Origin of the sequence: Streptomyces sp. NPDC050610 (genome assembly GCF_040654875.1) — a bacterium.
GTDB lineage: Bacteria > Actinomycetota > Actinomycetes > Streptomycetales > Streptomycetaceae > Streptomyces.
This window is the reverse complement of record NZ_JBFAIV010000033.1, coordinates 12493-24988: the sequence shown is the minus strand read 5'-3', so window position 1 is coordinate 24988 and position 12496 is coordinate 12493. Positions and strand designations below refer to the sequence as shown.

Sequence of the window (12496 nt, the reverse complement as noted above, 5' to 3'; positions counted from 1 at the left end):
GGGATGCGGCCCTCAGCGGTGGCCGCGCCGCATCCAGCGCACCGCGAACCACGCGAGCGCCGCGGCGACCACGACGACCAGCGCCGCCTGCGTCCATTGGAGTGTCCAAAACTGCGAGGCGGGGTGGTAATCGCCGAACCCGCCGACCACGTGGTGATCGGTGAGGCACTGCTGCTGTACGGCCGAGCGGCTCGGGCACGTCTCCTCGGGCAGGTGGCCGCCGCTCGCGGTGACGTACCCCTGCCGCCACCCCCAGTCCATGCTGTTCAGGGTCGGGAAGTCCTTGCCGACCTTCGTGCGGGACCCCGCCAGATACGGCCGCAGCGCCGCGAACGCCCAGGTCAGCACCTCGAAGACGACCAGCGTCACGGCCATCGAGACGAGCGTGCGCTTGATCAGCAGCCCGGCTGCCGCGCCGACCGCGACGCCGAGCAGGGCGTACGCGACGGGCGCGGCGCCGAGCTTGTCGAAGCCCTGGTACCAGCTCTGGCCGGGGAGCAGGTCCTGGACCGGCCACCAGGCCCAGGTGTGCAGCGCGCTCAGCGCCGTGAGACCGGACACCGCGACGACGGCCGGCAGCGCGAGCTTGGCCGCGAACCAGCGCATCGGGGTGACGGACTGCGTCCAGGCCAGCTGGTACGTGCCGCTCTCCAGCTCGCGGGCGATCACCGGCCCGGCCACGAACAGGCCGAACAGCAGCGGCAGGAGCCCGATGAACAGCCCGGTCGCGTTCAGCAGTTCGCCGTAGTCCGTCTCGACCCCCATGGCCTCGGTGGCGCAGTCGGTGTGCGCGCCGGCGTCGGCGCAGTGCCGCATGGTCGTACGGATGTAATCCGTCATGGCGGTGCGCAGCCACACGAGTTCGATGACGAGCGCGAGGAAGACGACCGCCGAGATCCACAGGGTGAGCCGGTGCTGGCGCAGGACCAGCCAGGTGACCCCGTGCACCGGCGAACGGTGCGGGTCCGGGGCGGTGCGCGGCGCGCCGTCGGTCGTCGCGGTCGTCGTCATGCCGCCGCCTTCCGGGTGCGCGGCTCGGCGCTGGGGGTGAACAGGCAGGGGGCGTCGGGCGAGCGCAGGTAGCCGAGGAGCAGTTCCTCCAGGGACGGTTCGGCGGCCTCCCAGGGACCGGTCACCGGGCCCTCGGACCGGACGAGCGCGGTGAGCTGACGGCCCGTGGTGCGCGACTCGATGACGGTGTGCGGCGCCAGCTCCGGCTGCCGGGCGCCCCCCTCCTTGCGGCCGACGACCAGCGAGTGCGCGGCGAGCAGGTCCTCCACCTCGCCCGCGAGCCGCACCCGGCCGCCGGCTATCAGCAGCAGGTAGTCGCAGACCCCGTCGAGGGAGGCGAGGACGTGCGAGGACATCACGACGGTGATGGCGTGCTCCGCGGCCGCGGACATCAGGGCGGCCGTCATCTCGTGCTGGACGAGCGGGTCGAGGTCGCTCAGCGGCTCGTCCAGCAGCAGGATCTCGGGGCGCTTGGCGAAGACGAGAGCGAGGGCGACGCGGGTCCGCTGGCCGCCGGAGAGGGCGGCCACCCGCCGGCCGAACGGCACGTGCCCCTCGCCCAGGATGCTTTCGGCCGTGGCCTGGTCCCAGCGGTCCGGGTTCAGCTCGCGGCCCAGCCGCAGCGTCTCGCGGACGGTGAGGTACGGGTACAGCGGCTTGTCCTGGGCCAGGTAGCCGATGCGGGGCCGCAGGGCGGGGTCGGCGGGCTCGTGGCCGAGGAGTTCGATCCGGCCCTCGGTCGGCCGGCGCAGCCCCGCGGCCAGCGCCAGCAGCGTGGACTTGCCCGCGCCGTTGGGGCCGACGAGTCCGCAGACGCGGCCGGAGGGGAGCCGGAAGGAGCAGTCGCGCAGGGCCCGGCCGCGCCAGTGCTTGTAGCCCAGTCCGACCGCTTCCACGGCGGTCCGGTCCGGCTGGTAGGTCAGGTCGGTCATCCGGTTCCCTCGGTCACAGCGTTCGGTGCGGGCGACGGGCCGCCGTCGCCGAATTCCGCGTCCAGTACGGACAGGACCAGCGCGGCCGCGTCCTCCCGGTCGAGCCCGGCGGTGCGGGCCCGGTCCATCCAGTCGGCCAGTTCGGCGCGGAGCGGCGAGTCGGCGGCGGCGCCCGGCCGGGCGAGGGAGCGGCGCACGAAGGTCCCGAGCCCGGGGCGCGCCTCCACCAGTCCCTCGCGGTCCAGCTCCCGGTACGCCTTGAGGACGGTGTTGGGGTTGATGGCGGTGGCCGCGACGACCTCTTTGGCGGTGGGCAGCTTGTCGCCGGGGGCGAGCAGACCCAGCCGGAGCGCCTGTTTGGTCTGCTGGACGATCTGCAGATAGGTGGAGACGCCGCTTCGCCGGTCGATGCGGAATTCGACCACGCACATCACCCTTCCACTATTTGCCTAGTGAAAGGGTGATGTGCGGCACTGTCCGGTGTCAAACGGACGGGGGCCGGCCGGAGGCATGAAGGCCGCTCAGGTCTCCGTCCGGTACATCAGGTCCGTCTCGTGCGTCACGAACCCGATCCCCTCATAGACCGCGACCGCGGGCCCGTTGTCCGCGTCGACGTAGAGCATCGCCGTCGGCAGCCCCTCGCCCGCCAGATGCCGCAGCCCGACCGCGGTCAGCGCCTTGCCGAGCCCGCCGCCCTGCGCGCCCGGCCGCACCCCGAGCACGTACACCTCGCCGAGCCCCTCGGCCGCGTGCACCTTCGTCCAGTGGAAGCCGACGATCTGCCCGTCCCGCTCCGCGAGGAAGAACCCCTTCGGATCGAACCAGGCCGCCGCCTTGCGGTCGTCCAGGTCCCGCTGCGTCAGCGAGCCCTGCTCGGGGTGGTGCGCGAAGGCCGCCGCGTTCACCGCCAGCCACGCCGCGTCGTCCTCGCCGGGCCGGAAGGTCCGTACGGACACCCCGGCCGGCAGCACCGGCTCGCCCAGCTCCAGGTCCTTCAGCGGCCGCCGCAGCTGCCGCAGCTCGCGGAAGAGGGAGAGCCCCAGCACCTGCGCGAGGTGCCGGGCCGCCGGATGGCCGCCGTGCGCCCACACCCGCAGCCGCTTGCCGGACTCCCGCAGCAGGGCCGTCCCCAGGGCCCGGCCGTGGCCGCGCCCCCGCCGCCCGGGGCGCACCACCAGCTCGGCCGCCGGGGCCTCCACCGGGTCCGCGTCCTCCAACTGCCCGTACCCGACGAGCTCCCCGCCCCCGGCCCACAGCAGCAGGTGCCGCACCCCGGCCCGGCGGCCGCGCAGATGCAGCCGCCCCTGCTCGGAGACGGCGGACTGGCCGTCCGACCGGGCCGCCTCCTCCACCAGGTCGAGCACGGCCTGCGCGGTCTGCGGCGCGAGCTCCTCCAGCACCTCGATCCGGCGCTCGCCGGCTGTCTCGTTCACCATGTCGCTCATGGAACGAGCCTACGGCGGCGCCGCCGCCCGCCCCCTCCCCCGTCGACGCGCGGCAACCGCCCCGTAACCCGTTCCTCCTGTCGGGCTACGCACGCGGACCGTAAGCTGCCGCCCACCCGACGCACTCGCCGCGCCGCCCACGAAGGGGACCCATGGCCGCCGCACCGCACCGCAAGCGCCCCATACGAAGACTGGCGGCCGTCGCCGCCGCGCTCACCGCCACCGCCGGGGTGCTCTCCGCCGCCGCCCCGGCCGGCGCCGACAGTGCGCCCGCCGCGCGCCACCGCCCCCAGCACACCGTCGACGTGCAGCTGCTCTCCTTCAACGACCTGCACGGCAACCTCGAACCCCCGCAGGGCGGCTCCGGCACGGTCACCGAGCGGCAGCCCGACGGGAGCACGAAGGCGGTGCCCGCGGGCGGCGTGGAGTACCTCGCGAACTCCCTGCGCACGGCCCGCAAGGGGCACCCCTACTCCGTGACCGCCGCCGCGGGCGACATGATCGGGGCGAGCCCGCTGCTGTCGGGGCTCTTCCACGACGAGCCGACCGTCGAGGCGATGAACCGGCTCGGCCTCGACGTGACCTCCGTCGGCAACCACGAATTCGACGAGGGCCGGGCCGAGTTGACGCGCATGCAGCGCGGCGGCTGCCACCCCAAGGACGGCTGCTTCGAGAAGGGCAAGACCTTCAAGGGCGCCGACTTCCCCTATCTCGCCGCCAATGTCACCGACGAGAAGACCGGCCGCCCCGTCCTCAAGCCGTACACCGTCTGGAAGCACAAGGGCGTGAAGATCGGCTTCATCGGCGTCACGCTGGAGGGCACGCCGGACGTCGTCACGGCGGAGGGCGTCAAGGGCCTCACGTTCCACGACGAGGTCGAGACGATCAACAAGTACGCCAAGGAGCTGAACCGCCAGGGCGTGAAGTCGATCGTCGCCCTCATCCACGAGGGCGGCCTGCCGGCCTCCTCCTCCTACAACTACGACTGCGACAGCCCAGGACCCGGCGACGGCATCTCCGGGCCCATCGTCGACATCGCCAAACACGTCACCCCGCGCGTCGACGCGCTCGTCACCGGCCACACCCACCAGGCGTACGCCTGCACCATCCCGGACCCCTCCGGCACCCCGCGCACCGTGACCTCCGCCGCCTCCTTCGGCCGCCTGTACACGGACACGACGCTCACCTACGACCGGCGCGGCGGCGACATCGTCCGTACGAGCGTCCGCGGCCCGAAGGCCGTCAACCACGTCGTGGACCGCACCCAGCCGAAGGCCCCGGACCTGACCGCGCTGCTGGACCGCTGGAACAAGCTGGCCGCGCCCGTCGCGGACAAGCCTGTCGGCTACATCTCCGCCGACATCGACGGGCGGGGCTCGGCCGCGTACGAGAAGCCGCTCGGCGACGTCATCGCCGACGCCCAGCTCGAAGGGCTCGCCCCGGACGGCAAGGGCGGCGCGCAGATCGCCTTCATGAACCCCGGCGGCATCCGCTCCGACCTCGCCCACAAGGCGTCGGGCGGCGAGGGCGACGGCGTCGTCACCTACGGCGAGGCGTTCACGGTCCAGCCCTTCACCAACATGATGACCACCCTGGACCTCACCGGCGCCCAGGTCGTCGCCGCCCTTCAGCAGCAGGTCAGCGGTGCCAACGCGGCGCAGCCCCGCATTCTGCAGGTGTCCAAGGGGCTCGCCTACACCCTCGACCTCACCAAGTCGGGCGCGGACCGCGTCGTCGCCGGCTCCATCAAGCTGAACGGCGCGGCGATCGATCCGGCGAAGACCTACCGGGTGGCGATGAACGAGTTCCTCACCGGCGGCGGCGACGGCTTCCCCGCCTTCAAGGAGGGCAGGAACAAGCTCGTCGGCGCGTCCGACCTCGACCTCTTCGTGGCCTACCTCAAGGCGCACTCCACCCCGTCGACGCCGCTGGCCCCGCCGCCCGCGGACCGCATCACAATCATCAAGTGACCCGGCTTCAACCACGATTCCGCTGAGAGCGTGGGCCACTTCCGTACCAGGTCGCCGTCGGGCAGAGTCCCCCTCATGAGGCTGCTGATACTGGGTGGAACGGAATTCGTGGGCCGGGCCGTCACCGAGGAGGCGCTGAAGCGGGGGTGGCAGGTGACCGTGTTCCACCGCGGCCGCCACGCCCCGCCGCCGGGTGCCACCGCCGTGCTCGGCGACCGCACCGCCGAGGGCGGCCTGGCCGGGCTCGCCGAAGGCGAGTGGGACGCCGTCGTCGACACCTGGGCGGGCGCCCCCTCCGCCGTACGGGACGCGGCCCGGCTGCTGGCCGGCCGGGCCGCGCACTACGCCTACATCTCCAGCCGGTCCGTCTACCGGCACCCCTGCGCGCCGGGGCTCGACGAGAGCGGCGCGCTGGTGGGCGGCTCGCCCGACGACGGCGACGTCGAGTACCCGGAGGCCAAGCGCGGCGGCGAGCTGGCCGCCCTCGCGGCCTTCGGCGACCGGGCCCTGCTGGTACGGGCCGGGCTGATCCTCGGCCCCTGGGAGAACGTCGGCCGGCTGCCGTGGTGGCTGAACCGGATGGCGCGCGGCGGCCCCGTCCTGGCCCCCGGCCCGCACGACTCCGGCGTGCAGTTCATCGACCCCCGCGACCTCGCCGCCTGGACCCTGGACGCCGTGGAGCGGGGGCTCGGCGGCCCGTACAACCTGGTGAGCCCGCCGGGCCACGCCACGATGGGCGCTCTCCTCGACGCTTGCGCGCGCGTCACCGGCGGCGGGGCCGAGCTCCGCTGGACCGACCCGGAGACGATCCTCGCGGCGGGCGTCGAACCGTGGACCGAGCTCCCGGTCTGGCTGCCGCCGGGCGAACTCCACGAGACGATCCACGCCGGAGGCTGCGCCAAGGCCGTCGCGGCCGGGCTGCGGTGCCGCCCGGTTTCGGAGACGGTGACGGATACCTGGACCTGGCTCCAGTCCCTGTCAGGCGCAGCCCCGCAGCGCCGGGACCTCCCTCCAGTCGGCCTGTCCCCGGAGAAGGAAGCGGAGATCCTGGGGGCCTGAACGCCGCGGCAGGACTGCGTGGCGAGCCGCCGGCAGCCCGCGGCCGAAGACGTGTCATAGCGACCGACAGACCCGTCACATTCGGCACGTACCCCCGGTAGGACTTGCGTTCGGGGGGACTTGGCGTGTTGGGATGGCCCGATGCGCTCCCCCACACGCATACCCAACCCTCCCAACGGCCCCGTCGAGCACTCCCCGCACCACCCGCACGACGAGCCGTCCCCCCGCCCGTACCCCAACCCGTACGACGAACTCGGCACACTCGCCGGGCCCGAGGACGACCCGCTCCGCCTCGGCCTGCGGTACGAGAACGACGAAGACCCCGACGACGACTGGTCGCCGCCCGTGCACCGGCGCGGCGGCCGCGGCCGGAGGCGGTTCGCCGCCATCCCGATCACCGTGAAGCTGCTGTTCACCGCCGTCTTCTGCATCGCCTTCGCCCTGCTCGCCGACCGCTGCGCGGCCATGTACGCGGAGAAGCAGGCCCAGCACAAGCTCCAGCAGCAGCTGCACCTGGCGACCGCGCCCGAGGTGGACATCAAGGGCTTCCCGTTCCTCACCCAGGTCTTCGACAAGCGCCTCGAAGAAGTGGACGTCACGATCCCGGACGTCGCCGCCGACCGCGTCTCGCTCGCGAAGGTACGGGCGGCCGCCAAGGACGTACGGATCACCGGCGACCTGCCGACGTCCATACGCGGCGCGGTCATCGGGAACATGGACGGCGACGTCCTCCTGACCTTCGAGGACATGAACCGCGAACTCGGCGCGTCCCAGGTGAAATTCAGCGACCACGGGGACAACTCCATCCGCGCCGACGGCAAGCTGGACGTCGCCGGACAGGAACTGCGCGTCGAGGCCCGGGCGCACATCCGGCGCCAGGGCGACCGCGGCGTCTCCACCGACGTCGACGGCATGCTCCTCGACCTGCCCGGCGTGGCCACGTACCGGCCCGGCAAGCACGAGGGCCTCCGCCTGCACCGGGAACTGGCCGACCGGATCAGCCGGGACGCAGCGCGCGCGAAGGCGATGCTGTCGGTGCCCGCCGTCGTCGACCGGCTCGGCGTGCCGCGCGGCACGGTCAAGGCCGCGCTGCACGACCAGGACCGGCTGCACAAGCTGACCGGGGCGCCGCGCTTCGTCGACAAGCTGATGAAGGTCAACCTGGTGGACGTGGTCGTGGACCACCCCTGGCTGCTGGAGAAGGTCGGCATCGACCCGAAGCTGATCTCCGGGGTGATGAGCCTCAAGCCGCCCGAGCTCTCGGACCGGCTGTCCCTCGCCTTCAAGCTCCCCAAGGAGGCGAAGGACCTGCACCTGCGGAACGTCAAGGTCGAACAGGACGGCATCCGGGCCGACCTGGTGGGCTCGGACCTGCCGTTCGGCGACACGAAGAAGTAGCCGCGCGAGACCCCGCCCGCTACAGGGCGGGCGGCTCCGTGGGCGCCCCCGGAATGCGCAGCGCCGCCACCGTCCCGCCGCCCTCCGCCCCGCGCAGCGCCACCTCGCCGCCCGCCTGCTGGACGGTACGGGCCACGATCGACAGGCCCAGCCCGCTGCCGGGCAGGCTGCGGGCGGACGGCGAGCGCCAGAACCGCTCGAAGACATGCGGCAGGTCGTCGGCCGGGATGCCCGGTCCCCGGTCCCGTACGGTCAGCTCGCCCTTGTGCAGCGCGACGTCCACGACGCCGCCCGCCGGGCTGAACTTCACCGCGTTGTCCAGCAGGTTCACCAGCGCCCGCTCCAGCGCGGTCGGTTCGGCCCGTACGAACCAGGGCTCCAGCTCCGCGTTGATCGTCAGCCCGGTGCCGCGCAGCCGGGCCCGCCGCACCGCGCGTTCCGCGCTCTCGTGCAACGCGACGATCTGCATCGGCCCGCTGCCCGGCGCGGCCTCCGGGCGGGACAGCTCCTGGAGGTCGCCGATCAGCTCGGCCAACTCCGTCATCTGCGCCTTCACGCTGGCCAGCAGCTCCTTGCGGTCCTCGGGCGGGATCGCCCGGCCGGTGTCCTCGCTGCGGGCGAGCAGGTCGATGTTGGTGCGCAGCGAGGTGAGCGGGGTGCGCAGTTCGTGCCCCGCGTCGGCGATCAGCTGCTGCTGCCGGTCGCGCGAGGAGGCGAGGGCGGCGGTCATGGAGTTGAAGGAGCGGGAGAGCCGGGCGATCTCGTCCTCGCCCTCGACGGGGATGCGTACGGCCAGGTCCTCGGTGCGGGCGATGTGCTCGACGGCGCCGGTCAGCTGGTCCACGGGGCGCAGCCCGGAGCGCGCGACCCACAGCCCGGCGGTCGCCGCGCCGACGACGCCGACCCCGGCGACGGCGACGAGGAGCAGGACCAGTCGGCTGAGCGCCCCGTCGATCTCGCTGAGCGGCCGGGCGATGGAGACGGTGACCCGGGCGTCGCCGACGGCGAAGTTCCGCGTCAGCACCCGGACGGGCTCGCCCTTGTCGGTGGTGCCGTCGTGCAGGGCGCTCCGCTCCAGCCCCTGCGCGACCGCGGTGTCCGCCGTCTCCACCTTCACGGGCTGGGACCACCGCCCGACGCAGCGGGTTCCGTCGGGCTGGACCACCTGCATAGGGGCCACCGTCGGGGGCGCTTTGTCATTGCTCGTGGACTGTCCGGAGCGACAGTTGATCACGGTGTCCTGGATATAGCCGCCCTCGACGGTGGTGTTCTGCAGCGAGCTGTCCAGCTCATCGCGCAGCTGGCTGCGGGTCAAAAACCAGCACGCGAACGCCGACGCCGCCACCGCCACCGCCACCGCCGCCGCCGTCAGGATGGCCAGCCGCGAGCGCAATGGCAGCCGGTTGAACCGGCGCGCCACCGGTGAGCTCATTCGGCGCCGCCGTCGGACCGGAGCACGTACCCCACGCCGCGCACGGTGTGCACGAGCCGCGGCTCGCCGCCGGCCTCCGTCTTGCGGCGCAGGTACATCACGTAGACGTCGAGGGAGTTGGAGGACGGTTCGAAGTCGAAGCCCCAGACGGCCTTGAGGATCTGCTCGCGGGTGAGGACCTGGCGGGGGTGGGCGAGGAACATCTCCAGCAGCGTGAACTCCGTGCGGGTCAGCTCCACGTGCCGGGAGCCGCGGACCACTTCGCGGGTGGCCGGGTTCATGCGCAGGTCGCCGAAGGCGAGCACGTCCTCCTCGCCGTGTCCGGCGTCGGCCGCGGCGGCGTACGAGCTGCGGCGCAGCAGGGCGCGGATGCGGGCCAGCAGTTCGTCCAGTTCGAAGGGTTTGACCAGGTAGTCGTCGGCGCCGGCGTCGAGGCCGGTGACGCGGTCGCCGACGGTGTCGCGGGCGGTCAGCATCAGGATCGGCACGGTGACCTTGTTGGCGCGCAGCCGCCGGGCGGCGGTCAGCCCGTCCATGCGGGGCATGAGGACGTCGAGGACGATCAGCTCGGGGTCGTAGCCGGCGACCTTCTCGACGGCGTCGAGGCCGTCCACGGCCAGCTCGGTGCCGTATCCCTCGAAGGCGAGGCTGCGCCGGAGCGCTTCGCGGACGGCCGGCTCGTCGTCGACGATCAGGATGCGGGCGGGCTGGTCGCCGTGTTCGGCGGGGGTCATCGGGTTACCTCACGGTGGGACGAGGGCGGGCTCACTGGACGTTCGCAAGCGTCGCACGTGGTCCGCGATGCCGGTGTCAGCTGCTGCCGCCGCTGCGCAGCTTGGCGAGGTCCGCCTTGACGGTGTTGATGGGGATCGAGAAGCCGAGGCCGGCGGAGCCGGATTCGCTGCCGGACGAACCGGTGGGGTACATGGCCGAGTTGATGCCGATGATCTGGCCGTTCATGTTGATGAGCGCGCCGCCGGAGTTGCCGGGGTTGAGCGAGGCGTCGGTCTGTATGGCCTTGTAGGTCGTCTTCGAGGAGCCGGTGTCGCCGTTGTACTGCTCACCGCCGAACTCGAACGGCCACGGCCGCTCGCCACCGCCACCGCCGCCCCCGCCGCCACCGCCACCGCCGGGACCCTGCTGCCCCGGTCCCTGCCCCTGCTCCTGGCCCTTGCCCGGTTCCTTGGCGACGGTCACGTCGCGGTTGAGGGCGGAGACGATGCCGCTGGTCACCGTGCCGGTCAGCCCCTCCGGCGAGCCGATGGCGACGACGTCGTCACCGACCTGCACCTTGCTGGAGTCGCCGAGCGAGGCGGGCTTGAGGTTCTTGGTGTCCCGCGTCTTGAGGAGCGCGAGGTCCTTGTCGGGATCGGTGCCGACGACGTCGGCCGTCCGGGTGACGCCGTCGCTGGTCTTGACCTTCACGGTGTCCGCGCCGGAGACGACGTGGTTGTTGGTGACGATCTCGCCGCTCGCCGTGATCACCACGCCGGAGCCGGTGGACTGCCCGGAGGAGGTGGTGGCCTGGACCTCCACGATGCTCGGGGAGACGGCCTTGGCGACGGCGGAGACGCCGCTGCTCTTGGTGGCCGCGTTCGACACGGGCATGGAGGCGCTGGAGTTCGCGGAGTTGTTCGTGGCCCCGCTGACCAGCGCGGCCGTGCCGCCGCCGATCACCGCCGCGGCCAGGGCCACGGCGGTGAGCAGACCGACGGTCTTCTTGCGGGCGCCGTGCCGGACGGGGGCCGGCGCGGCGCCCGCGACCGGAGAGCCGTCGCCGTAGAACCCGGCGCCGCCGGAACCACCAGGGCCGCCGCCTTCACCGCTGCCGCCGCTGCCTCCGGCGGGCCACACGGTCACACCGGTCGCCGTGGTGATCGGCTGCCCGTGCTGCCCGTACTGCGGGGAGGCCCCGGGGTACGGAGGCTGTGGGGCCTGCTCAGGCTGGTCCGGCGCGTGCGCCGGCGGGTCGGGGTAACCGGAAGGCTGCTGCTGATAGGGGTCCTGGGAACCGCTGGGGCGGTGGCTTTCGGTCATGAGTAAGACTTTGCTCTCGGATAATGAGAACTCTCTGAGGGCTTGCTGAGAAGCCCGGCAGAAGTAGGTATGCCCGAAATAAGGATCGGGAACCAGCGGCGCGGGCTCCGCTCAGGCCGCGCACCCGCAGGAGCGGCGCACCACCAGCGCCGACGGGAACTGCTTGAGCCGCTCCCGCCGCGACCCGGCCACCCGCAGCCCCTCGTCCAGCACCAGGTCCACGGCGGCCCGCGCCATGGCCGTACGGTCCGAGGAGACCGTCGTCAGCGGCGGGTCCGTCAGCGCGGCCTCCTTCACATCGTCGAACCCCGCCACGGCCAGCTCCCCCGGCACGTCGATGCGCAGCTCGCGGGCGGCCCGCAGCACGCCGATGGCCTGGTCGTCGGTCGCGCACACGATGGCGGGCGGCCGGTCCGGGCCGGCGAGCAGCTCCAGCGCCACGATGTAGGCGTCGTAGCGGTTGTACGGGGCCTGGAAGAGCCGGCCCTCCAGCGGGAGGCCGGCCTCGCGCATGGCCCGCCGCCACCCCTCGACGTGGTCGGTGACCGGGTCGCCGATCGTCGGGGTCTTCTCGGTGCCGCCGAGGCACGCCACGTACGGGTGGCCGTGCTCCAGCAGGTGCCGGGTGGCGAGCTGCGCCCCGCCGACGTCGTCGGTGACGACGGCCACGTCGTCGATGGCGTCCGGGCGGCGGTGCATCAGCACCACCCGCGCCTCCCAGGCGTCGATCTCCGCCGCGGCGTGCTCGCTCGGGCCCTGGCTGATGAGGATCAGACCGGACACCCGCATCCCCAGGAACGCGCGCAGGTAGTGCACTTCGCGCTCGTCGAGGTAGTCGGAGTTGCCGACGAGCACCATCTTCCCGCGCTCGGCCGCGGCCTGCTCGACGGCGTGCGCCATCTCCGCGAAGAACGGCTGGCGGGCGTCCGGCACGATCAGCCCTATGAGGTCCGTGCGCCGGGAGGCCATCGCCTGCGCGACCCGGTCCGGCCGGTAGCCGAGCTCCTTGATCGCCGCGAGTACCCGCTCCCGAGTGGCCGGGGCGACCGGCCTTGGTCCGTTGTTGATGACATAGCTGACGACCGCGGTCGAAGTCCCCGCCAGCCGCGCCACATCGTCCCGCGTCACCTTGGCCACGCGCGGCAGTCTACGCGGCTAAACGGACGGGCCCGCCGCCCGGCGGCCGGGGTGCGGGCCCGCCCCCGCGGCCCC

At 72.9% G+C, this 12496-nt stretch carries 11 protein-coding genes; 3 read left to right on the top strand and 8 right to left on the bottom strand.

Annotation, left to right across the window (positions count from 1 at the left end; genetic code table 11):
* Positions 1–12: 12 nt before the first annotated feature.
* From AB0I22_RS31285 to mshD, 4 genes are all read right to left on the bottom strand, one after another.
* A complete protein-coding gene (locus AB0I22_RS31285) occupies positions 13–1011 on the bottom strand; it encodes an ABC transporter permease (RefSeq protein ID WP_363134343.1) in 999 nt (332 codons plus the stop codon).
* Entirely contained in the window at positions 1008–1943 is a 936-nt protein-coding gene (locus tag AB0I22_RS31280) for an ABC transporter ATP-binding protein (RefSeq protein ID WP_363134342.1), read from the bottom strand. Before AB0I22_RS31280 ends, AB0I22_RS31285 begins: the two co-directional genes overlap by 4 nt.
* Positions 1940–2368, bottom strand: a complete 429-nt coding sequence (locus AB0I22_RS31275; RefSeq protein WP_363134403.1) for a GntR family transcriptional regulator — start codon at positions 2366–2368, stop codon at positions 1940–1942. The genes AB0I22_RS31280 and AB0I22_RS31275 overlap by 4 nt, the downstream gene beginning before the upstream one ends.
* Before the next feature lie 96 nt (positions 2369–2464).
* The gene (gene mshD / locus AB0I22_RS31270) at positions 2465–3388 is read right to left on the bottom strand and encodes a mycothiol synthase (protein ID WP_363134341.1); all 924 of its coding nucleotides are present in this window, start codon (positions 3386–3388) and stop codon (positions 2465–2467) included.
* Positions 3389–3540: 152 nt separating this feature from the next.
* Here mshD and AB0I22_RS31265 point away from each other — a divergent pair, with 152 nt between their 5' ends.
* The 3 genes from AB0I22_RS31265 to AB0I22_RS31255 all read left to right on the top strand — a co-directional run bounded on the left by AB0I22_RS31265 (position 3541) and on the right by AB0I22_RS31255 (position 7815).
* Positions 3541–5358: a bifunctional metallophosphatase/5'-nucleotidase gene (locus AB0I22_RS31265; protein WP_363134340.1), complete on the top strand. Its 1818-nt coding sequence runs from the start codon at positions 3541–3543 to the stop codon at positions 5356–5358.
* 75 nt (positions 5359–5433) lie between these two features.
* Positions 5434–6417: an NAD-dependent epimerase/dehydratase family protein gene (locus AB0I22_RS31260; protein ID WP_363134339.1), complete on the top strand. Its 984-nt coding sequence runs from the start codon at positions 5434–5436 to the stop codon at positions 6415–6417.
* 141 nt (positions 6418–6558) lie between these two features.
* Positions 6559–7815, top strand: coding sequence for a DUF2993 domain-containing protein (locus tag AB0I22_RS31255; protein WP_363134338.1), 1257 nt, complete (start codon positions 6559–6561; stop codon positions 7813–7815).
* A 19-nt stretch (positions 7816–7834) separates the two neighbouring features.
* On the opposite strand, the gene AB0I22_RS31250 is transcribed toward AB0I22_RS31255, so the two are convergent.
* From AB0I22_RS31250 to AB0I22_RS31235, 4 genes are all read right to left on the bottom strand, one after another.
* Positions 7835–9247, bottom strand: coding sequence for a HAMP domain-containing sensor histidine kinase (locus tag AB0I22_RS31250; protein ID WP_363134337.1), 1413 nt, complete (start codon positions 9245–9247; stop codon positions 7835–7837).
* The gene (locus tag AB0I22_RS31245; protein ID WP_363134335.1) at positions 9244–9981 is read right to left on the bottom strand and encodes a response regulator transcription factor; all 738 of its coding nucleotides are present in this window, start codon (positions 9979–9981) and stop codon (positions 9244–9246) included. Before AB0I22_RS31245 ends, AB0I22_RS31250 begins: the two co-directional genes overlap by 4 nt.
* Before the next feature lie 76 nt (positions 9982–10057).
* A complete protein-coding gene (locus tag AB0I22_RS31240; RefSeq protein ID WP_363134334.1) occupies positions 10058–11284 on the bottom strand; it encodes a trypsin-like peptidase domain-containing protein in 1227 nt (408 codons plus the stop codon).
* Between the two features lie 111 nt (positions 11285–11395).
* A complete protein-coding gene (locus AB0I22_RS31235) occupies positions 11396–12421 on the bottom strand; it encodes a LacI family DNA-binding transcriptional regulator (protein ID WP_363134333.1) in 1026 nt (341 codons plus the stop codon).
* Positions 12422–12496: the final 75 nt, after the last annotated feature.

Bases quoted from the DNA above. Each gene is read 5' to 3' on its own strand.
- AB0I22_RS31285 (WP_363134343.1), bottom strand. From the start codon at position 1,011: ATGACGACGACCGCGACGACCGACGGCGCGCCGCGCACCGCCCCGGAC.
- AB0I22_RS31280 (WP_363134342.1), bottom strand. From the start codon at position 1,943: ATGACCGACCTGACCTACCAGCCGGACCGGACCGCCGTGGAAGCGGTC.
- mshD (WP_363134341.1), bottom strand. From the start codon at position 3,388: ATGAGCGACATGGTGAACGAGACAGCCGGCGAGCGCCGGATCGAGGTG.
- AB0I22_RS31265 (WP_363134340.1), top strand. From the start codon at position 3,541: ATGGCCGCCGCACCGCACCGCAAGCGCCCCATACGAAGACTGGCGGCC.
- AB0I22_RS31260 (WP_363134339.1), top strand. From the start codon at position 5,434: ATGAGGCTGCTGATACTGGGTGGAACGGAATTCGTGGGCCGGGCCGTC.
- AB0I22_RS31255 (WP_363134338.1), top strand. From the start codon at position 6,559: ATGCGCTCCCCCACACGCATACCCAACCCTCCCAACGGCCCCGTCGAG.
- AB0I22_RS31250 (WP_363134337.1), bottom strand. From the start codon at position 9,247: ATGAGCTCACCGGTGGCGCGCCGGTTCAACCGGCTGCCATTGCGCTCG.
- AB0I22_RS31245 (WP_363134335.1), bottom strand. From the start codon at position 9,981: ATGACCCCCGCCGAACACGGCGACCAGCCCGCCCGCATCCTGATCGTC.
- AB0I22_RS31240 (WP_363134334.1), bottom strand. From the start codon at position 11,284: ATGACCGAAAGCCACCGCCCCAGCGGTTCCCAGGACCCCTATCAGCAG.